Source organism: Geodermatophilus arenarius, assembly GCF_042654585.1.
GTDB lineage: Bacteria > Actinomycetota > Actinomycetes > Mycobacteriales > Geodermatophilaceae > Geodermatophilus > Geodermatophilus arenarius.
The window spans coordinates 120,623-140,614 of sequence record NZ_JBHSGR010000010.1 but is presented as its reverse complement, the minus strand read 5'-3'; the positions used below and the strand labels follow the sequence as shown (position 1 = coordinate 140,614).

Annotated in this window: 17 protein-coding genes; 5 read left to right on the top strand and 12 right to left on the bottom strand. The window is 78.0% G+C overall.

What is annotated here, in order from left to right; all coding sequences use genetic code 11:
• Window positions 1–483: 483 nt before the first annotated feature.
• The 3 genes from ACFO3M_RS11320 to ACFO3M_RS11310 all read right to left on the bottom strand — a co-directional run bounded on the left by ACFO3M_RS11320 (window position 484) and on the right by ACFO3M_RS11310 (window position 5,310).
• Complete coding sequence (locus ACFO3M_RS11320) at window positions 484–2,118, bottom strand: dynamin family protein (RefSeq protein WP_387988690.1); 1,635 nt, start codon at window positions 2,116–2,118, stop codon at window positions 484–486.
• Window positions 2,115–3,932, bottom strand: a complete 1,818-nt coding sequence (locus ACFO3M_RS11315; protein WP_387988689.1) for a dynamin family protein — start codon at window positions 3,930–3,932, stop codon at window positions 2,115–2,117. Before ACFO3M_RS11315 ends, ACFO3M_RS11320 begins: the two co-directional genes overlap by 4 nt.
• A gap of 103 nt (window positions 3,933–4,035) precedes the next feature.
• Window positions 4,036–5,310, bottom strand: a complete 1,275-nt coding sequence (locus tag ACFO3M_RS11310; RefSeq protein ID WP_387988688.1) for an IniB N-terminal domain-containing protein — start codon at window positions 5,308–5,310, stop codon at window positions 4,036–4,038.
• Between the two features lie 271 nt (window positions 5,311–5,581).
• Between ACFO3M_RS11310 and ACFO3M_RS11305 the strand changes: the two genes are divergently transcribed.
• Together ACFO3M_RS11305 and ACFO3M_RS11300 are read left to right on the top strand one after the other, a co-directional pair.
• Window positions 5,582–7,603 (top strand): Hsp70 family protein, encoded by a 2,022-nt coding sequence (locus tag ACFO3M_RS11305; RefSeq protein WP_387988687.1) that lies wholly within the window; start codon window positions 5,582–5,584, stop codon window positions 7,601–7,603.
• Entirely contained in the window at window positions 7,600–10,191 is a 2,592-nt protein-coding gene (locus tag ACFO3M_RS11300) for a helix-turn-helix transcriptional regulator (protein WP_387988686.1), read from the top strand. The genes ACFO3M_RS11305 and ACFO3M_RS11300 overlap by 4 nt, the downstream gene beginning before the upstream one ends.
• On the opposite strand, the gene ACFO3M_RS11295 is transcribed toward ACFO3M_RS11300, so the two are convergent.
• Window positions 10,188–10,445 (bottom strand): hypothetical protein, encoded by a 258-nt coding sequence (locus tag ACFO3M_RS11295; RefSeq protein ID WP_387988685.1) that lies wholly within the window; start codon window positions 10,443–10,445, stop codon window positions 10,188–10,190. The two genes, ACFO3M_RS11300 and ACFO3M_RS11295, sit on opposite strands and share 4 nt — an antisense overlap.
• Before the next feature lie 105 nt (window positions 10,446–10,550).
• Between ACFO3M_RS11295 and ACFO3M_RS11290 the strand changes: the two genes are divergently transcribed.
• Window positions 10,551–11,189, top strand: a complete 639-nt coding sequence (locus ACFO3M_RS11290; RefSeq protein WP_387988684.1) for an MBL fold metallo-hydrolase — start codon at window positions 10,551–10,553, stop codon at window positions 11,187–11,189.
• Between the two features lie 27 nt (window positions 11,190–11,216).
• Here the strand turns inward: ACFO3M_RS11290 and ACFO3M_RS11285 are convergent, their stop codons facing one another.
• The 3 genes from ACFO3M_RS11285 to ACFO3M_RS11275 form a co-directional block, all read right to left on the bottom strand.
• Complete coding sequence (locus ACFO3M_RS11285) at window positions 11,217–11,483, bottom strand: GlsB/YeaQ/YmgE family stress response membrane protein (RefSeq protein ID WP_387988683.1); 267 nt, start codon at window positions 11,481–11,483, stop codon at window positions 11,217–11,219.
• A gap of 98 nt (window positions 11,484–11,581) precedes the next feature.
• Window positions 11,582–12,046, bottom strand: coding sequence for an SRPBCC family protein (locus tag ACFO3M_RS11280; RefSeq protein ID WP_387988682.1), 465 nt, complete (start codon window positions 12,044–12,046; stop codon window positions 11,582–11,584).
• Window positions 12,043–12,507: a MarR family winged helix-turn-helix transcriptional regulator gene (locus ACFO3M_RS11275; RefSeq protein ID WP_387988681.1), complete on the bottom strand. Its 465-nt coding sequence runs from the start codon at window positions 12,505–12,507 to the stop codon at window positions 12,043–12,045. The genes ACFO3M_RS11280 and ACFO3M_RS11275 overlap by 4 nt, the downstream gene beginning before the upstream one ends.
• 173 nt (window positions 12,508–12,680) lie before the next feature.
• Between ACFO3M_RS11275 and ACFO3M_RS11270 the strand changes: the two genes are divergently transcribed.
• Window positions 12,681–13,814 carry a hypothetical protein gene (locus tag ACFO3M_RS11270; protein ID WP_387988680.1) on the top strand — a complete coding sequence of 378 codons (1,134 nt, stop codon included), beginning with the start codon at window positions 12,681–12,683 and terminating at the stop codon, window positions 13,812–13,814.
• An 8-nt stretch (window positions 13,815–13,822) separates the two neighbouring features.
• On the opposite strand, the gene ACFO3M_RS11265 is transcribed toward ACFO3M_RS11270, so the two are convergent.
• The 4 genes from ACFO3M_RS11265 to ACFO3M_RS11250 all read right to left on the bottom strand — a co-directional run bounded on the left by ACFO3M_RS11265 (window position 13,823) and on the right by ACFO3M_RS11250 (window position 18,052).
• Window positions 13,823–14,155 (bottom strand): hypothetical protein, encoded by a 333-nt coding sequence (locus tag ACFO3M_RS11265; RefSeq protein WP_387988679.1) that lies wholly within the window; start codon window positions 14,153–14,155, stop codon window positions 13,823–13,825.
• 65 nt (window positions 14,156–14,220) lie between these two features.
• A complete protein-coding gene (locus tag ACFO3M_RS11260; RefSeq protein ID WP_387988678.1) occupies window positions 14,221–14,961 on the bottom strand; it encodes a GntR family transcriptional regulator in 741 nt (246 codons plus the stop codon).
• A 79-nt stretch (window positions 14,962–15,040) separates the two neighbouring features.
• Window positions 15,041–16,189 (bottom strand): metallophosphoesterase, encoded by a 1,149-nt coding sequence (locus tag ACFO3M_RS11255; RefSeq protein WP_387988677.1) that lies wholly within the window; start codon window positions 16,187–16,189, stop codon window positions 15,041–15,043.
• A 231-nt stretch (window positions 16,190–16,420) separates the two neighbouring features.
• The gene (locus ACFO3M_RS11250; RefSeq protein WP_387988676.1) at window positions 16,421–18,052 is read right to left on the bottom strand and encodes a CYTH and CHAD domain-containing protein; all 1,632 of its coding nucleotides are present in this window, start codon (window positions 18,050–18,052) and stop codon (window positions 16,421–16,423) included.
• A 126-nt stretch (window positions 18,053–18,178) separates the two neighbouring features.
• Between ACFO3M_RS11250 and ACFO3M_RS11245 the strand changes: the two genes are divergently transcribed.
• A complete protein-coding gene (locus ACFO3M_RS11245; RefSeq protein ID WP_387988675.1) occupies window positions 18,179–19,198 on the top strand; it encodes a PRC and DUF2382 domain-containing protein in 1,020 nt (339 codons plus the stop codon).
• Here the strand turns inward: ACFO3M_RS11245 and ACFO3M_RS11240 are convergent.
• A complete protein-coding gene (locus tag ACFO3M_RS11240; protein WP_387988674.1) occupies window positions 19,195–19,980 on the bottom strand; it encodes a nitrilase-related carbon-nitrogen hydrolase in 786 nt (261 codons plus the stop codon). The two genes, ACFO3M_RS11245 and ACFO3M_RS11240, sit on opposite strands and share 4 nt — an antisense overlap.
• Window positions 19,981–19,992 lie beyond the last annotated feature (12 nt).

The window sequence follows — 19,992 nt, the reverse complement described above, 5'->3', positions numbered from 1 at the left end:
GACACCCTCCCCCCACGCGACGGGGAGGGGCAGCTCGTGGACGGGGCACGGACGGCGGGGACGACGGAGGCGGCTCCGGGGGAACGACCGCTCCCCCGCAGGCACGCCGGGGTCCCGCAGGGACGTCCGCTCCCCCCACGCCCTCCGCTCACGAGCTCGGTCGCGCTCCCGCTGACCCCGACCGTGCCGCCGCGCCCGCGCGCCGTCCGGGTCTCCGGCCTGCTGTGCTGGGCCGCGGCGCTGGCCGCCGTCGCCGGCGTGCTGGCGATGCTCCTCGACCGCGCGGCGCTCGACGCGCGGCTGACCGGGACCGCGGCCGCCGGTGACCCGGCCGCGTCGGCCGGGGAGGTCGCCGACGCCGTCGCAGCGACGATCGCGACGGTGGTCGGCGCCACCGGGCTGGTCACCGCCGTCATGGCGGCCGGGACGGCGCTCGCGCTGCGGCGCCGGGCGTGGGCCCGCTGGCTGCTGCTGGCGGCCCTGCTACCGACCCTGCTGGTCCTCGACGTGGCGCAGAGCACCGCGGCGGGGGACGCCGACCTCGACCGGGTCGCGCTGATCGCGGCGGCCGGGCTGTTCCTGCTGGTCCCGGTCCCGCTGTTCACCCGCTCCGCCCGGGCCTGGTCCCGCGCCCGCTGAGCCGGGCGCCGCGTCGAGGGCGGCCAGCACCCCCTCGACGGACCGGACGACGACGTCGGCGGCGTCCGCGGCCGCCCGGTCGGCCAGCGGGTCGGCCGCCGCCTCCCGCCAGCGCCGCAGCGCCTGCAGGGCCTCGGTGCGCAGCGCCGCCGGGGGCGTGTCCGCGGGCAGCCCGAGCCGCGCGGCCGGTGTGGTGTCCGTGGCGCCGAGCAGCCGCTCGCCCTCGGCGGCCAGCGCGGCCGGCAGGGGACCGCCGGGTGCGCGGGTGCGGGCCAGCAACGCCAGCTCCGCGAGGTCGTCCCCGGCCAGGCGGATCCGCTCGACCTCCGCGCGCACGGCCTCCGCCCCGTCCACCGGGTGCTCCTCGAGCAGCGACTCGACCAGCCGCAGCGCGGCGGCGGCCCGCACCGGCCCACCGCGGGCGGTGAAGTGCACGTGCAGCAGCCGCTGCAGCTCGACCAGGCCGCTGCGGCGCAGCAGCTCGGCGGCCAGCGCGTCGGCGTCGCCGATCCCGGCGCGGACCAGGGCGACCGACAGGCGGACCCCGAACAGCCCCAGCCGGTCGAGCAGGCCGGCCCGGACCTCCGCCGACAGCGGCACGGGCGTCTCCGGCCGCGAGAACCGGTCGGCGGTGAGCAGCATGCCGGTGACCGCGGCCGGGTCGGCGGCGGCCAGCGACCGCAGGGCGACCAGGTCACCGTGCCGCAGGGTCCGCCCGGCCAGCGCGAGCCGGCCGGCGACCGGCACGACCGCCGAGCTGACCGCCCGCAGCGCCGGGTCCGCGGACATCCGGCGGGCCGCCGCCTCGGCCGCGTGCAGCGCGTCGATGCGCCCCGCCCCGAGCTCGTCGGCCCGGGACAGCACGGTGATCGTCGTCGTCAGGGTCCCGGTGGCGCCCGTGGCGGCCTGGAAGGCGCTGAGGACGGCCAGGTCGTCGGGCTGCGGCCGGCGGGTCAGGTGGACGATCGCGTCGGCGCCCGCGAGGCCCGCGTCGGTGCCGAGGAAGGCGTGCGTGCGGTCGCTGGTGCCCGTCGACAGCGACCCGGTGCCGGGGGTGTCGACGAGCGTGGCGGCCAGCAGGTCCGGCGACGGCCAGTCGACGACGAGCGTCGCGACGTCCTCGGGCGCGGTACCGGCCAGGTCCAGCTGCAGCCCCCCACCGTCCCGGCGCACCGGCAGGTCGCGGGCCGCGCCGTCCCGGCCGCGCAGCACGACGCGGGGCGTGGCGCCGTGCCGGTACTCGGTGACCACCCGGGTGCACTCGCCGGCGTCGGTCGGGGCCACCCGGGCACCCACGAGGGCGTTGAGCAGGGTCGACTTGCCGGCCTTGACCCGGCCGACGATCGCCACCCGCAGGGGCTCGTCGAGGCGCCGGCGGGCGGCGGCCAGGCGGCCGGCGGCGTCGGGCACGCCGCCCCAGCGGGTCAGCGCGTCGTCCAGGAGCGCCCGGACGTCGTCGAGGGCGGCGGGCCCCGTCACGGGGTGGGCACCGGGGTGCGGTCCAGCCGGGCGACCTCGCCGGCCAGCCGGTCCAGCCGGTCGAGGCGGGCGCGCAGGAGGCGGACGCGGGTGTCGTGGTCCGCGGTGGCCTCCTTGGCCGACCGCTGGGCGGCCCTGACCGCGTCGGCGAGGGTCCGGGCGGTCTCGTCGGTGGTGTCGGTGACCAGGTCCCGCAGCGTCCGCTGCACGGTGCGCAGCCGGTCCTTGAGGTGCTTGCCGACCTGGAAGACCACCTCGTCGAGGTGCCGCCGCACCACGGTCCGCGCCTCGGTCTCGCGCCGCTGCCGCCGCTGCCTGGCGTCGTCGTTGTACGCCTTGCGGCCCAGCACGACGCCGGCGGCCAGGGAGATCGGGTTGATGATGGCGAGCCCGGCCAGGCTGGTGACCAGGCCGGTCATGAGCACCCCGGTGTAGGAGCCGCGCAGCCCGATCAGCGTCCGCTCGCGCAGGGTCATGGAGCCGTCGTCGATGCCCGGGACGGCGACGAGGGCGTCCAGCGCGTCGCCCGCGGCGCCGACCTCCAGGGCCGGGACGGCACCGCCGCCGTCACGGGTCACCTGGTCCACCACCTGCTCGGCGAGCCACCGGGAGCGCTGCTCGGCCCAGACGTAGCTGTCGGCCACCGCCGCGGCGATCCGCTCGTCGAGCCACGCGGTGATCTCCGGCCAGGCCGGACCCGGGTCGCGGGCGGCGATGACCTCCTCCGCCTCGCGGACGACGACCCGGGAGCGGTCCCGCAGGTCGTGGTCGATGTCCGCCATGAGGTCGGTGACGCCGTCGTTGAGCACCTGCTGCCAACGCGACGAGCGGCGCCGCTGCTCGTCGACCGCGGTGCGGGCCTCCTCCAGCTCGGCCAGCAGCGCCTCCCGCGACGCCGGGTCCTCCAGGCTGCGCAGCTCGCTCCGCAGGGCCAGGGACAGGTGGCCGGTCACCGCGGTGAGGTCGTGCACGAGGGAGCGGCGGGCCAGCGTCGCGGCCCGACCGGCCACCTCGTCCTGCAGGTGGCCGACCAGGGCGGCGATGCCGGACTCCTCGTGCAGCTCGCGGTCCCGGTGCTGCACCGCGAGCTGGGCCAGCGACGAGGAGACGGCGAACAGCGGCGCGTCGCACCCCCGGGCGGCGAGGTGCCCGCGGTCGATCTCGGCGATCCGCCGCCAGTCGGGGCAGGCGTCGGTCTTGGTCAGGACGCAGACGACCGTCGGGCACAGCGCGGAGGCCTGCTCGAGCAGGGCCATCTCCGGCGCGGTGAACTCCTGGCTGGCGTCGGAGACGAACAGGACGGCGTCGGCGGTGGGCAGCAGGTCGAGGGTGGTCAGCGCGTGCGCCACCACCCCGAGGCCGCCGACGCCGGCGGTGTCGACCAGCTCGAGACCGCCGGCGAGCAGTCGCCGGGGCAGCTCGACCTCGGCCTGGAGGATCCGCTCGGCACCGGGCCCGGTGACCCGCGCGGCGACGGTCTCGACCGGGACGGGCACCCGCTCGGTGACGACCTCGGCGCCCGGGGCGGGAGCCGGCCCCACCGCCCGCACCAGCGTGGCCCGCGGGGCGGCCCCGTTGCGCACGACCGTGGGGACGACGGTGGCGACGTCGTCGGCGACGGGACAGACCGGCACCCCGGTCAGCGCGTTCACCAGCGAGCTCTTGCCCTGCTTGGGCTCCCCCAGGACCAGGACGCGCACGCCCGGCGAGGCGTGCCTCCCCCGCGCCTGGGTGAGCCGCCGCTGCAGGTCGGGCCGCCCGCACTCCTCGGCGAGCGCCAGCACCCGGTCGACGAGCTGCTCTGGTGTGACCACTGCCACCTCCTCCGGAGCCCCGGTGATACCACTGCGGGCCCGACTGCGGACGGAAGGCAGCCCGGCCCCGGCGCGCTGGACGCCGGGGCCGGGCGCGTCCGGGTCAGTGACCGCCGGCGTCGACCTCGGCGACGACCACGACGTCGTCGTTGTCCTCGACGGTGTCGTTCAGCGAGCCGTTGAACGACCCGTTCCCGTCGTTGTCCTCGGAGAAGACGTCGTTGTCCTCGGAGTAGTCGTTGCCGACGTCGTCCAGGTCGACCGAGTTGTCCTCGGAGTAGTCGTTGCCCACGTCGTCCAGGTCGACCGAGGTCTCCTCGGAGTGGTCGTTGCCGACGTTCTCCAGGTCCACCGAGTTGTCGGTCTCCGAGTAGTCGTTGCCGACGTCGTCCAGGTCCACCGAGTTGTCGGTCTCGGAGTAGTCGTTGCCGACGTTGTCGAGGTCCACCGAGACGTCGTCCCCGACCTGGCCACCGTCGTTGGCGGTGGTGTTCGTGCCGCCGGAGTTCTCGCTGCCGACCTGGTCACCGCCGACGACGCTGCCGTCCCCGGTCTCGACCCCGGCCGAGTCCTCGACGATCGGGCTGTCGTCCCCGACGGTGACGTCGTTGCCGTTGAACGACCCGTTCACCGAGTCGTCCACGTGCACCGACTCGTCGGAGTTGTCGGTCGTGTTGCCGTGGCCGACGGAGTTGCCGTCACCGGAGACGTCGTAGCTGTTGCCGGAGTCGGAGACGTCGACGGTGGTCTCGCTGTTGTCGACCTCGACGTCCTCGGCGTCGTCGCCGGCCGCCACGCCGTCGCCACCGACCACCACGTTGTCGTCACCGAAGATCGCCTGCGCGTCGCCGCTGACCCAGATGCTGTGCGAGGCGTCGATCTCGACGTCCACGTCGGTGTAGGTGACCGAGATGTTCTGCAGGTGCGTGATGACGACCGTCTCGCTGCCGGCGGCCGGGGCCGGCGCCGGGGCGTGCCCGCCGCCGCCCTGCCAGCCGCCGTGGTCCTCGTCGGTGTCGCAGGCGGCCTCGTCGTGGTCGTGGTCGCGGGCCGGGGCGGGGCTCGGCCGGTCGTCGTCGCCGCCGTGCGCCGGGGCGGGGCCCGGCCTGTCGTCGTCGCACCCGCCGGACCGGCCGTGGTGTGCGTCGTGGGAGTGGCCGTAGCCGTCGTCGTCGTGCCCGCGGTCGCCGTGACCTCCCCAGCTGACCGGCGCGTAGCCGGCCACCATCGGCATGAGGTCGTCGACCTCGGCCGGGGTGGCGTCGACGCCCGCGGCGGCGAGCGCGCCCGTCGGGTCGGCCGCGTAGGCCTCGGCGGCCTCCGGGTCGCGGAAGAGGTCGAGGATGAAGTCGAGCAGCGAACTGGCGACGTTCGTCATGGCAGGTCCTCCGGGTCCGTGAGCCGCCCGTCGTCGGCCGGCTGGCGACGGCAGTCCAGCCGCCCCCTCCGCGCCCGGGCAGCGGGTGGCGTCCCCCCACTTCCGACTCCGCGTTGGGGGGTGCGCGCTGACTCCCCGTTAGGGGACTCGGGGTGTCGCCCCCTACTTGCCGCCCGCCGGCACCACACACGGGAGGAAGCAGGGACAGGCGTGACGCAGGCGACATACGGTCCTGCGGCGTACCGGCTCAGGGAGCGGGCCGGCGGGCAGGGTGACGGGGGGACCTGTGCGCGACGGCGAGTACGGGCTGGGCATCGACATCGGCGACGGCACGGTCGCCGCGGCGGTCTGCGCCGAGGGCGCGGGAGCCGCCGAGCCCCTGCCCCTGGGGGGACCGGGGGACCCCCCGGTCGCACTCGCGGTCGACGACGACGGCGTCCGGCTCGGTGACCCCGTCCCCGGGCGGGCGGCGGGCGTCCTGGCGCGGGTGGGCGCCGCGACGCCGCTGCACCTGGGCTCCGGCCCGGTCCCCGCCGCCGCCGTGGTGGCCGGGGCGGTGCAGCTGGTCCGGGCCGCGGCCGCGGAGCGGCTGGGCCGGCCGGACGCCTGGACGGTCGTCGCCGTGCCGCCGTCGTGGGCCGGCCACCGCCGGGCAGCGCTCGCCGCGGCCCTGCAGGAGGCGGGCGTCCCCCGCTTCACGCTGGTCTCCGCCGCGGTCGCCGCCGTCGCCCGCCACACCGGCACCGGCGAGCTGCCGGAGCGGCCGACCGTCGCCGTGTACGACCTCGGCGCCGCCACCCTGGACCTCGCCGTCGTGGGCCCCGACGCGGGGGATCCCGACGCCGGCCTGCCGCGGCACCTCGCGCCGCCGCCCGCGCCGCTCGGGTGGGGCGGCCGGGACGTCGACGACCTGCTGGTCGGCCACGTCCGCGGGTCCTCGGCCGGCGCCCCGGACCCGGAGGCGGCCGCGGCGCTGCGGCGCGCGTGCGTCGCGGCCAAGGAGGCGCTCTCGGAGGAGACCGCCACCCGGGTGGAGGTGGGTCCCGAGGCGGTCCGGCTCACCCGCGAGGAGCTCGACGAGCTGCTCGACGGCCCGGTCCGGGAGTCGGCCGCGCGGCTGCGGGCCGCCGTCGAGGCCGCCGGCGTGGACCCGGCCGCCCTGGACGCGGTCGTGCTCACCGGTGGCGGGGCCCGGATGCCGCTGGTCGCGGAGGTGCTCTCCGGGGAGCTCGGCCGGCCGCTGGCCCTGGGGCCCGCACCGGAGCTCACCGCGGCCCTGGGCGCGGCGGGCCTGGCCGCGGAGGCCCTGGCCACGGAGGCGCTGGCCATGGAGGCGCTGGCCACGGAGGACCCGGCCGCAGGGGGGACGGCCGCCGACGGCGTCCCCACCCCCGCCGCCGTCGCCCTCCACGCGGCGCCGCCCCCGGCCGTCCCGGCCGGGGACCGGCGTCCCGTGCCCGGCGCCCCGCCGCGGGGGCCGGGCGGGAGCCGGCACCCCGCAGCCGGTCCGGAGCGGACCCGCGCCCGGGCCCGTCGGGCACAGCGCGGTGTGCTCGTCGGCGTCCTGCTGCTGTGCCTGCTCGTGCTGCCGCCCGCCGTGGCGGGCCTCCTCGGCACCAGCGGCACCGCCGCGCCGGGGGGCGAGGTCCCGGTGGCGCAGGCCGAGGACGGCGCCGTGCCCACCGGCGGGTCGCCCGGCGTCGCCGCACCGGGTGCCGCCCGACCGGCCGGCGCCGCTGCCCCCGCAGGCACGGCCCGGTCCGCGGGAGGCGTGCGGGCGACCGACGACCCGGCCGCGTCGGCCGGCGCCGTCACCGCGGTCCCGGCGGTCGACCCCCGGACGCCGGGGTCGACCGGCGCGGCGGGGAGCTCGACCGCCCCTCGCTCTCCGGCGGGGACGCCGGTCGCGGGCACCCCGACCGGCGGCACCACGGGCGGGGCCCCCACCGGGGGCACGGCGTCGGGCGGCGACCCGACCCCGGGGACCACCGCGCCACCGGCCGCCACCCCGTCGGGGACCGCCGGTCCCCCGTCCGGACCACCTCCGTCGGGGACACCGGACGAGACCCCCTCGGGGACCCCGTCGGAGACCCCGGACGAGACGCCCACCGAGACCCCCACCGAGACCCCGACCGAGACGCCGGGTGAGACCCCCACCGAGGACCCGGGGACCGGGGGACCGGCTCCGGACACCACGACGCCACCCGCCGAGGGGACGACGACGACCGACGATCCCGAGTCGCCCGCCGCTGACACCACCGGCCCGGCCGCGCCGTCCCCGGGTACCCCGTGACCGCCGTCGCCCATCCCCCCGTCGTGCACACCGCCGCCTCCCCCGCGGCCCGCGTCCCCGGACCCCGCCCCGCCCGGCTGGCCGGCAACGTGGCGGACGGCCCGGTGGCGCGGGCGGCGGCGGCACGTGCCGTCGTGGTCTGCGGTCCGGCGGGGACCGGCAAGACGCACCTGCTCGACGAGGTCGCCGCGCTGCACCGGCGCGCGGGACTGACGGTGCTCGACGCGCGCACCGAGGACCCCGACGCGGTGACCGGGCCGTTCGTCCTCGTCGTCGACGACGCGCACCGCGCCACCGCGGAGGTCGCCGACCGGGTGCGCCGCGCGCTGCGGTCCCCCCGCGCCCGGGTCGTCCTGGCCTCCCGGCCCTGGCCGCGCCCGGCCGCCCTCACCGCCCTGCTCGCCGACGTGGCCGCCGAGGTCCCCGACGACCGGCACTCCGTGGTGCTCGGCCACGTCGACCGGGCCCGGGTCGAGGAGTGGGCGCGGGCCTGCCTGGGACCGGCCGCCACGCCCGCGCTCGCGGACGCCGTCCACGCCCGGACCGGCGGCCTCCCCGCGCTGGTGCACGGCCTGCTGTCCGCCCTCGCGCGGCGGCCGGGCCGGGTGGACCTCCGCGTCGTCCCCGAGAAGATGCGGGCGCAGCTGAGCGCCGACCTCGACGCCCTCGACGAGCGGACCCGGGCGCTGGTGCACGCCGTCGCGGCCGGCGCCCCGCTGGACGACGACGTCCTCGGCGGGCTGCTCGACGTCCCCCTGGAGCAGGTGGCCGACCTCATCGCCGCGGCGCGGGCGACCGGCCTGGTGCTGGCCGACGGTCGGGTGGTCCCGGTGGCGCAGGAGGTGCTGCTCGCGACGACCCCCGCCGACGTCACCCGTCGCACCCGGCGCCGGCTGCTCGGCCTGCTGGTCGAGCGCGGCGAGGAGCCGGTGGGGCTGGCCCGCGGCCTGGCCGCGGACCGGGTGCGCGACCCGCGGGCCGCCGCGCTGCTGGAGCGGCACGCCGACGCCGCTCTCGGTGCGGACCCGGCGCTGGCCGGGGAGCTGCTGAGCGCGGCCGTCGACACCGGGGCGCCGGTCGCCTGCCTGTCCGCCCGGCGGGCCCAGGCCGCCGCCCTGACCGGCGACCTCGACGGCGCGGTGCGCTGGGCCGACGCCGCCCTCGCCGACCCCCTCGCCCCCGACCGGGCCCGGGCCGCCGGGGTGCTCGCGGCGGTGCTGGCCCGGCGCGGGCTGCTCGGCCGCGCCGCGGAGCTCTGCCGGTTGGCCGGCCCGGAGCACGCGGGCTCGGCGGCGCTGGCCCTGCTGGCCACCGGACACCCGGACGAGGCCGCCCGGCTGGTGGCGGCGGCGCGGGCCGGGACCTCCGGGGCGCCGACGATGCTGTCGGTCAGCGAGGACCTGATGGCGGAGGGCATCACGTGCTCGCTGCGGTCGGGGACGGACGCCGCCGACCCGGTGCCCGCGGCGCTGTCCACGCTCACCCGTGCCGCCGCGCTGCTGGAGCCGGTCGGCCGGACCGCGCTGCTCGTGGACACCCCCGCGGCGCTGTCGGCGCTGGTGGCGCTGCAGTGCGGTGAGCTGACCGTCGCCGAGTCGGTGCTGCAGCGGGCGGTCGACACCGACCTGGGCGGCCGACCGGCGCGTCCCCGGCACCTGCTGCTGCTGGCGTGGATCGCCATGCTGGCCGGCCGGATGGCCCGGGCCCGGGAGCTGATGGCGGAGGCGCAGGCCGTCGAGGGCGGCGCCCTCGAGCCTCGCGACGAGCTCTTCCTGCAGGCGCTGGAGGTGGGCCTGGCCCGCCGCAGCAGCGACGTCCCGGCGCTGGTGCGCGCGTGGGTGCGGGCGCGCGAGGCCGTCGTCCGGCACCCCGTGGACCTGTTCACCCTGCTGCCGCTCGGGGAGCTGGTCGTCGCCGCGGCGCGGCTGCGCGACGGTGACCGGCTGCGCTCCCACCTGACCGAGGCGCAGGCGCTGCTCGCCCGGCTGGGGGACCCGCAGCTGTGGGCGACGCCGCTGCACTGGAGCGGCGCGCAGGCGGCGATCATCACCGACGACCCCGCGGCGCTGCGGCCGCACGCGGCAGCGCTGGTGGCCGCGGCACGGACCAGCCCGCACGCCGCGACGCTGGCCGAGGCCGGGCGGACCTGGCTGCACGTCCTCACCGACGAGATCGACCCACCGGCGGTGGTGGCCGCGGCGGAGGCGCTCGGGGCGGCCGGACTCGGCTGGGACGGCTCCCGGCTGGCGGGGCAGGCCGCGGCCCGGGTCACCGACGCACGGGCCCGCTCGATCCTGCTGGCCTGCGCGCGCACGCTGGTCGACCCCGCCGACGGGGACGCGCCCGGCGAGTCCGGGGAGGACGCCCCGCCGGCCGCCCCGGTGGCGACGGGCACGCTCAGCGAGCGGGAGCGGCAGGTGGCGCGGCTGGTGGTGGAGGGGCGGACCTACCGGGAGATCGGCGGGCGGCTGTACATCTCGGCGAAGACGGTGGAGCACCACGTCTCGCGCATGCGCCAGCGGCTGGGCGCCGGCACGCGGTCGGACCTGCTGGCGCGGCTGCGCGCGGAGCTCGCGGAGGGCGCCTAGCGGCCGGAGCCGGCCAGGGCGGCGCAGGGGACGCAGACGTCGCGGGCCGACGTCGGCCAGTCCTCGTCGAGGGTGACGCGGGCGAGCGTGCCGCAGAGGGTGAGCTCGCAGGCGCCGTCGACCTCGGAGGCCGGGCGGTGCAGCTCGACGGCGTGCCACAGGGCGGCGGTCGGGCCGTGGGCGCGGCTGCGGGCGGCGACGTAGGCGGTCGCGGCGAACGCGGTGGGGGCGGTCGAGGCGGCGGTGGGGGCCATGCAGGGAGGGTCGACAGGGTGCCCGGCCTCCGGGAGGCGGGCCGCCGCGGTGTCACCCACCCGGGTGAGACGGCGGGCCGGCGGGGGCGGCGGCAGGATGTCCCCGTGGAGCTGACCAAGCACGGGCACGCCTGCGTCGTGATCAGTGACGGCGACCGGCGGCTGGTCGTCGACCCCGGCGCCTGGACCGACCCCGCGGCGCTGGAGGGTGCGAGCGCGGTCCTGGTCACGCACGAGCACCCCGACCACTTCGTCGGCGACCGGCTGCGCGCGGCGCTGGAGGCCGACCCGGCGCTGGAGGTGTGGACGAACCCGTCCGTCGCGGAGCAGCTGGACGGGCCGGGGAGCCGGGTGCACGCGGTGGGCGACGGCGACGCGCTGACCGTCGCGGGCTTCGACGTGCAGGTCCACGGCGAGTGGCACGCGGTGGTCCACCCCGAGCTGCCCCGGGTGCGCAACGTCGGCTTCCTGGTCGGGGGCCAGGTGTTCCACCCCGGCGACGCGTTCACCGTGCCGGGGACCCCGGTGGCCACGCTGCTGGTGCCCCTGCACGCGCCGTGGTCGAAGGCGGCCGAGGTGATCGACTACGTGCGGGCGGTGGACGCCGACCAGGCCTTCGCCGTGCACGACGGCCTGCTCAACGACACCGGGCTGGGCCTGATGGCCGGCCTGCTGGGCGAGCGCGGCCCGGGCACACCCACCCCCTACGGCCGGCTGACCCCGGGGGAGGCGGTCGAGCTCTGAGGCCCGCCCCCTCCCCCGGGCGCGAGGTCAGCGGCGGACGGTGCGGCGGTTGCGTCCCGCGACGCTCTCGGCGACGCCGATCAGCAGGACGGCGGCGACGACGGCGAGGACGAAGCCCAGGACGTTGAGCTCCCAGATGCTGCCGGTGCCGAAGAACTGGGCGATGAGCCCGCCGATGAGGGAGCCGACCAGGCCGAGGGCCAGGGTGGCGAGGATGCCCAGGTGCTGCTTGCCCGGGACGATCAGGCGGGCCAGGGCCCCGATGATCAAACCGGCCACGAGGAAACCGATCACGACGAGTCCTCCGGGTGGGTGCGTGGCGCCCGGCCGGTCGCCGGGCGCGCCTGGGGCTCATCTACCCGCATGATCACCGCGCACACCCGGGCCGTTCGTCACTGGTCCGCGGGGACCTGCTCCACGTGCGCCGGGAGCTTGTCCAGCTCGTCGTCGACGGTGCGCTGCACGAACTGCTGCACGGCGCGGCGGGCCAGCCGGTCGGCCAGCCGGGGACGGCGCGGCTCGTGGGTGAGCGTGACGGTCACCCGGGTGGCGCCGTCGGCGGCGTCGTCGAGCTCGATGCGCGTCGTCCACGTCTCGGGGGTGAGCTCGAGCCGGGTGGTGACCACCCGCCCGGGCTCCCACTCGACGATCTCCCCGCGCGGGGCCCCCTCGCGCGGGGTCCGGTCGGCGGCGAGGCGGCCGGGGACGCAGACGAACCGGGCGCCCTTCCCGGACCGGCCCCCCTCGACGACGTAGGAGACGTCGCAGACGGCGCAGTAGGGCTCCAGCACGGCCAGCGCCCGCCACACCCGGCTGCGCGGGGCGGCCACCTCCCGGGTCCCGCTGGCCGTGGTCACGTCCCGACGGTAGACGGGGGCCCGCCGGGTCCCGGGGCGAGGTCGGCGAGCACGGCCCGGGCGACGGCCCAGCGCTCCTCCCCCACCCGGCGCGCCCAGTCCCGCTCGACGGCGGCCAGGCGCCGGCGCACCGCCTCGTCGACCTCCCGGCCCCGGTCGGTGAGCCGGACCAGCCGCGCCCGCCCGTCGGAGGGGTCGGGCAGCACCTCGACGTACCCGCCGGCCTGCAGCGGCGCGAGCGCCTGGGCCAGGGCCTGCTTGGTGTGCCCGCTGTCGGCGGCCAGCCGGCTCAGCCGCTCCCCCTGGGCCGGCAGCATGGCCAGCAGCCGGTAGTGCCGCATGCGCAGGCCCGGGTAGCGCGCGTCGCTGAGCGCGTAGAGGTCGTCCCGGATCAGGGTCATCGCCTGCTCGAGCAACGCGGTGACCAGGACGGGGCGTTCTCTGTTGACGGGATCGGACAAGCGGCTTCACCATCCATGCACCGTCAGACAAGCGGCTTGACCATCCTCCCACGGGAGCCCGTGATGACGACCCCTCCGTGCCTGGCGCTCTTCCGCCCCCTGCGCCCGCACCTCCCCCTCCGGCCCGCCCCGGTGCAGCCCGACCCCCCGTCCCCCGGGACGGCGGCCCCCCGGTGAGCGCACTGCCCGGCGGGACGACCGTCGCCGAGCTGCTCCCCGCCCTGCGCCGCTGGACCGGCCGTCCCGGGCTGACCGTCGACGCCGTCACCACCACGCCGGTCCCGCACCGCATCTCCGCGCCGACCACCCGCGCGCTCACCCGGGTGGCGGTCACCGCACGGGACGCCACCGGTCCGGTACGGCTCCCGCTGGTCGTCAAGGAGCTGCAGCGGGCGCGCGAGGGCCTGCCCCCGGAGATCCCCCCGCCGGTCCGCGAGTACATCGACTCGCAGATCCCGTGGCGCACGGAGGCGGACGTCTACGCCTCCGGCGTCCGGGACCGGCTGCCGCCGGGGCTGCGGGTGCCCGGGCTGGTGCTGGCGACGGAGGGTCCCGGTGACCGGGTCACGCTGTGGCTGGAGGACGTGGCCACGACCGAGCGGCCCTGGACCGCCGGCGACATCCGGGCGGCGGCCACCGCGCTCGGCCGCGCGGCGGCGCGCCGGCGGGAGGAGCCGCGGGTCCCGGTGCCCTGCGACACCTTCCTCGGCAACTACGTCGCCAACCGGCTGGGCCGCTACGCGCTGCCGCTGCTGGCCGCCGACGACACCTGGGCCCACCCGGCGATGCGGGCGCCCGAGGTCGCCGCGCTCCGCCCGGACCTCGGCGAGCTGGCCGGCCGGGTGCCCGCGCTCTGGGACGAGCTCGGCTGCGTGCCGGAGCTGCCCGCCCACGGGGACGCCACGCCCGCGAACCTGCTGCGCCCCCCGGACGAGCCGGGCACGTTCGTGCTGCTGGACTGGGGGACGGCCACACCGGCGCCGGCCGGGTTCGACGTCGTCCCGCTCGTCTTCGGCCGGGCCGAGGCCGGCACCGCGCCCGCCGGCGAGGTGCCCGCGCTGCTCGACGTCGCCGTGGTCGCCTACGCCGCGGAGCTGGCCGCCGAGGGGCTCGAGGTGCCGGCCGACCGGCTGTACCGGGCCGCGGTCGCCGCGGCCCTCATCCGGTACCCGTGCACCAGCCTGCCGCTGGACCACCTGGGCGCACCGGTCGGCGACGACCTGCTCGCGCACGCCGTCGAGCGCGCCGGGTTCGTGCGGATGGTGCTCGACCTGCAGCACCGGCCGGCGGCGCTCAGCGGCCGCTGACGGCGCCCTCAGAGCTGCAGGGTCGCCGCGGCCAGCAGGTAGGCCGCGGACACCGCCCCCGGGTCGTGCAGGTCCCCCGGGTCCTCCGCCGCGGCCCGGGAACGCGCGCGCACCCCGGCGCCGGGATCGTCGGCGACGAGGGCGAGCGACAGCCCGGCGACGACGGCGAGGGCGTCGTGCTCGTCCAGGTCGTCGAGGACGAGGCCGTCGTGGAGGAGGGTCGCCGCCTCGAGGAACACCTCGCGGGCCGTCCCGGCGTCCACCTCGGGCCGTGCCCGCGCGACCGCCTCCGCGGTCGCCAGGAACCGGTCGCGCAGCGCACCTGCGACGTCGAGCGGCACGCCGGGAGCATCCCAGCGGGCCCGTCCCCGGGTCGAGCGGGTTCGGCGGCCCGACGTCCGCCCGGTCAGCGGCCGGTGACCGACACCTCGAACTCGACCTGGCTCACGTCCGGCCGCAGCCGGGAGAAGCTGTGCACCAGCGGGTGCCCGGCGCTGTCGCGCACGGTGGTGCGGACGACCAGCAGCGGGGAGCCGGCGGCGATCCGCAGCAGGTCGGCCTCGTCCGGGGCGGCGGTGCCGACGTCGACGACGATGCGGGCGTGCGCGAGGTCGGCGCCGTACTCGCGGCGCAGGAAGTCGTACAGCGAGCCCTCGCTGAAGTCCTCCTCCGCGGCCCGCGGGTAGAGCGCGGCGGGCAGGAAGCTGTGCGCCACGTGGTTGGGCGCGCCGTCGACGCTGCGCAGCCGCTCCAGCTCGACGACGTCCTCGGCGACGTCGAGGGCGAGCTCGGCGGCCACCGGCGACGGCGCGGGCACGACCCGCTGGGTGAGCACCGTCGTCCCCACCTGGGCGCCCTGCTCGGCCATCACCGAGCTCCAGCCGGCGATGCGGTGGACGAAGCTCTCGCGGTACTCGTGCCGGATCGCCGGGCGGGTGACGTAGGTGCCCCGGCCCTGCTCGCGCACGAGGTGCCCGTCGGCGACCAGCCCGTCGACGGCGCGGCGCAGGGTGATCCGGCTGACGCCGTACTCCGCGCACAGCGTGGGCTCCGGGGGCAGCAGGGCCCCCTCGGGCATCGCGGCGACCCGGCGCCGCAGGTGCTCACGGACGGAGAGGTACTTCGGTCCCGCCGTCGCCGCTGTCACGGACGCCAGACTATGCGGGAGAAGACGTCTGAGGACGTCATGTCGTATGAGACGTCTCTCGCTCGGGTGACGTCCACCTCTACGGTGCCCGGAGTTCGACCACGGTCACCTCGGGCCGCGCACCGATCCGCATGGGCGGTCCCCAGTAGCCGGCGCCGGTCGTGACGTACAGCTGCGTGTCGCCGTGCCGGGACCAGCCCTCGACCGCGGGCTGGTCGAGGCGGATGGCGTAGTCGAAGGGCCACAGCTGCCCGCCGTGCGTGTGCCCGGACAGCTGCAGGTCCACGCCGGCCGCCTGCGCCTGGTCGACCATGTACGGCTGGTGGGCGAGCAGCACGACCGGCGTCGCGTCGTCCCGACCGTCGAGGGCGGCGTCGAGGTCCGCGCCGTGCCCGGGGACGCCGGAGCGGGCCGCGGTGCGGTCGTCGATGCCGGCCAGGTCGAACGACGCGCCGCCGCGGGTGATCGGCACCCGCTCGTTGCGCAGCACCTCGACGCCGAGGGTGGGCAGGTGCCGCAGCCAGGCCGTGGTGTCGACGAAGTACTCGTGGTTGCCGGTGACGAAGTACACGCCCTGCTCGCTGACCAGGTCGGCCAGCGGCGCGACCTCCTCGCGCAGCTCGTCGACCTCGCCGTCGACCAGGTCGCCGACGATGGCCACGACGTCGGGCCGCTGGGAGTTGACGATCTCGACCAGCCGCTCGAAGCGCCGTCCGCCGTAGGTGGCCGACAGGTGGCCGTCGGAGAAGGTGACGATCCGCAGGCCGTCGAGCGCCGGGTCCAGCCGCGGCAGGGTGACCGGCACCCGGCGGACGACGGGCGCGGAGTTGGCGAGGTACACGCCCGTGCCGGCGGTGCCCAGCGCCACCGCACCGGCGGTGACGGCGAGCGAGCGCGCGAGGAACAGCCGGCGGGAGGGATCCGCGACGACCGCGCGGTCCTCCGGCCGCGACTCCGGCTCCGGGCCCGGCTCCGGGTCCGGGCCGACGGCGGGCACCGGTGCCGGCGTGGCCGGGACGGCGGCGGGGGCGGGGGCGGTGGCGGTGGCGGGCCGGCGGGTCCAGCGGCGCAGCACCAGGCGGACCGGCTCGAGGACGAGCAGCGCGAGGAACGCGTAGAAGGCGACGCCGAGCCAGGTGTAGGCGACCCAGTCCAGCGGGGCGGCGGCGTCCAGGGGGAGCGTGCGGCGCAGCAGCACCGCGGTGGCGGGCAGCAGGGCGAGCACCACGGTGAGGGCGGTGAGCCGCCGCCGCGCCCGGCCGGGCCGGGTGGTGCTCCTGACCAGGCGCCACCAGAGGTAGCCGTGCAGGAGGAGCAGGGCGACGAGGACGACCGTCCCGAAGCCGAGCAGACCGATCAGGGACAGGACGGACCTCGCTTCGGCTGTGCGGGAGACACCACGGCAGGAGACGTGCGGGCGGCCCGGGACGTTCCCGTCCCGGGCCGCCGGTACGCGCGGTCAGGCCCTCGCGGCCGCCTTCACCGCGGCGCGCAGGGTGGGCTCGAGTGCCCAGAACCGCTGGTCGGCGTGCTCGGCGCGCAGCTCCTCCAGGGCGTGCAGCCGGCCGTAGGTGAAGGTGTCCTCCCCCGCCCCGACGGCGGCCGCGGCCAGCCGCAGGCACCACTGCCGGGCGACGACGGTGTCCTGGGCCTCGCCGAGCACGTCCTGCACCTCCTTCATGCAGGCGACCAGGGCCTCGGCGGGCGCCCCGAGCACCGGCGCGGCGACCTCCGCGGTGTAGCGGACCCGCTTGGCCGCCTTGCGCACCTCGTGGAGGGCGTGCTCGGTCTCGTCCTCGTGCGCGCCCGGGTCCCGGGCCTCGCGCTCGCGCGCCTCGGCGGTGCGGGCCCGCAGCCGCTTGCCCGTGCGCTTGACCGCGTCGGTGAGGACGGCGTGCGCGGGCTCGCCGGCCGCCTCGGCCAGCGGCGGGTCGGTGAGCAGCGCGTCGAGGGCGTCGAGCAGCGCCAGGTGCCGCCGGTCCGACAGCGCCCGGACCGCCGCCTTGCGCCCCCGCTCGACGTCGGCCACCTCGGTGGACCGCAGCCGGGCGGCCACCGGGCCGCGGACCAGCTCGACCGGCTGCGCCGCGACGACGGACCTGAGGTGCTCGAGGGCCACCTCGCCGTCGCGGGCGCCGGAGAGCGCGGCGCCGATCCACTGGAGCTCGTCGCGGACCGGGTCGGTGGCGGTGCGGTCGAGCACCGGCCGGAACGCGGCCAGGATGCTGCGCAGCCGGCGGCAGGCCACGCGCAGGTCGTGCACGCCCTCGGGGTCGCCGGTGCGGACGCCGATGTCGGCGGTCTGCAGCGCCTGGACCTGGGTCCCCAGCGCGCCCAGCACCACCTCGGCCGCCGTCGGCCCGTCCTCCTTCCGCGCCTTCTTCTTCGCCTTCCTCCCGTCGCCCCTCCCGTCGCCCTTCGCGTCGCCACCGTCCCCGTCGCCGGCCGCCGTGCGCGGCGGGGCGAGCGCCGCGAGCCGGTCGGCCAGCACGCGGGAGAGCTTGGACGGCAGGTCGGACGGCTCGATGCCCGCCGCGCCGAGCGCCGCGGTGACGCCGTCGAGCAGCGCCTGGTCGCCCTCGACCAGCTCCACCTCCAGCTCGCGCCAGGTCGTGACGGTCGCCGGGCTCTCGGGGTCGGGGGCCAGCGCGGTGCCGGTGACGGTGTCGGCGGCGACCTCGGCGAGCACGCGGCCGTCGTCGGCGAGCAGGTGCGTGACCTGCCGCGTCGTCTGCAGGGTGGCGACCGGTCCGAGCCTGGCGCCGCGGAGGACGGCGGTCACCGGCTCGGTCACCGCCCGCGGCACGACCGTGCGGCGGGTGCCCAGCGGGGCGTGCACCTCCCGGCGGGAGCCCGCGACGGCGGTGGGCAGCTTGAGGTGCCAGCCGGCGTCGGTGCCGCCGGTCCGCCGGCGCAGCGTGACCCGCGCGCGGGCCAGCCGCAGGTCCGGGGTGTCGAAGTAGGTGGCGTCCAGGTCGTGGGTGACCGGGTCCCCCATCGCCGCGACGCCGTCCACGGTCGTCAGGTCGGGGAGGACGACGTCCGGCCCCGTCTCGAACTTGCGCTCGACCTCGAGCTGTCCGCTGCCCACGTCGTCCTCCTCCTGGGTTCCCGTCGCACCCGACCGTAGGCGCAGGCGGGTGTCGGAACACACCCGTGCGGGCACTCCCCCGCGGAAACGACGCCAGCCGGGGTGTCGACGGAGGAGGCGAGCACCGTGTTGAGCGAGCGAGACCTGTCCGCGGCGATCGGGAGCACGGTGCAGGGCCCCGACGGCGAGAAGATCGGCACCGTCGAGAGCTTCTTCGTCGACGACCGCACCGGCGCGCCCACCTGGGTGGCCGTGAGCACCGGACTGTTCGGCACCCGGCACTCGATCGTCCCGGCCACCCAGGCGACCTTCGACGACGGCGTGCTGAGCGTGCCCGTGCACAAGGACGCCGTCCGGTCCGCCCCGCACCTGGGCGGCGACCACCTCGGCCCGGAGGAGGAGGCCGCGCTGCGGCAGCACTACGGGCTGACGGCCGGCGCGGCGCCCGGCGTCGCGGCCGGGCAGCCCGCGCCCGGCGTCGCGGCCGGGCAGCCCGGGGCGCCGTCGGGGACCGGCCCGGCCCCCGTGGGGGCCGGGCCCGCGACCGACGTGCCGGCTCCCGGCGGGACGGTCGCGGACACCCCCACCCGGCCGGTCCCCCCGCCGGCCACCGCGACGCGGACCACCACCGAGCAGGCCGCCCCGCCCGCGCCGGCGGAGCCCGCCGCCCGGCACGCCGCGCCGCCCACCGACGGCGCGATGACCCGCAGCGAGGAGCAGCTGCGCGTGGGCACCGAGCAGGTGGCGGCCACGCGAGTGCGGCTGGTCAAGTACGTGGTCACCGAGGAGGTGCAGGTGACCGTGCCGATCCGGCGCGAGGAGATCCGCGTCGAGCACGTGCCCCTCGACGCCCCCGACCTCCCCGGCGAGTCGCTGCAGCCCGCCGACGGGACGGCGCCCGTCGCCGGCGCGCCGTCGGCCGGCACCGGGGGCCTGCCCGGGGAGATCGTGCTGCACGCCGAGCGGCCGGTCGTGTCGGTCGAGGTCGTGCCGGTCGAGCGGGTCCGGCTGACCACCGAGGTGGTGCAGGGCCAGGAGCGGGTCAGCGAGCAGGTGCGGCGGGAGCAGATCGTCGTCGACCGGACGCGCTCGCCGCAGCCGGGACGTGCCGGGACGGCCCCGCTGCAGGGGCCCGCCGCGAGCTAGCCGGCGGTGGGGGGCAGCGGGGTCCTCCCACGGTCGGCGAGGAAGGCGAACCGCTTGCGGGTGGCGGTGACCTCGGCGGGGTCGACGTCGGCCAGCACGAGGGTCTCGCCACCCGCGGCGGCGGCCAGCACCTCGCCCATCGGGTCCACGACCCGGCTGTCCCCGGCGTGGTGCAGGCCGTCCCCGCCGGTGCCCACCCGGTTGCAGGCGACCACGTAGGCCTGGTTCTCGATGGCGCGCGCCTGCAGCAGCGTCGTCCAGTGGTGCCGGCGGGCCGAGGGCCAGTTCGCCGTCACGAGGTAGACGTCGGTGGTCTCGGCGGCGGCCCAGAACACGTCCGCGAAGCGCAGGTCGTAGCAGACGAACGGCGTGATCCGCAGGTCGCCGACGGTCACCGTCACCGGGCCGTCGCCGGCGCGGTAGCGCTCGGCCTCGCCGCCGTGGGTGAACGGGTGCAGCTTGCGGTAGCGGTGCACCGTGCCGTCGGGACCGGCCAGGACGAACGAGTTGTAGGGGAGGTCCGCGCCCGGGGCGACCTCCGGGCAGGTGCCGGCCACCCAGACACCGTGCTCGGCGGCCTGCGCGCGCAGGAAGGACGCCGACGGCCCGTCCTCGGGCTCGCCGATGCCCGGCGTCATCGAGAAGCCGGTGGAGAACGTCTCGCCGAGCAGCACGAACTCCGCCCCGGCGGCCGCCGCGCGGGCGACCTGCGGCGCCAGCCGGGCGTAGTTGGCCTCCCGGTCCTCCCACACGATGTCGTGCTGGACGATCCCGAACCTCACGCTGCGCCTCCC

Excerpts from the sequence above, each read along its gene's own strand:
- ACFO3M_RS11295 (WP_387988685.1), bottom strand. The coding sequence starts at position 10,445 with ATGGCCCCCACCGCCGCCTCGACCGCCCCCACCGCGTTCGCCGCGACC.
- ACFO3M_RS11310 (WP_387988688.1), bottom strand. The coding sequence starts at position 5,310 with ATGACGAACGTCGCCAGTTCGCTGCTCGACTTCATCCTCGACCTCTTC.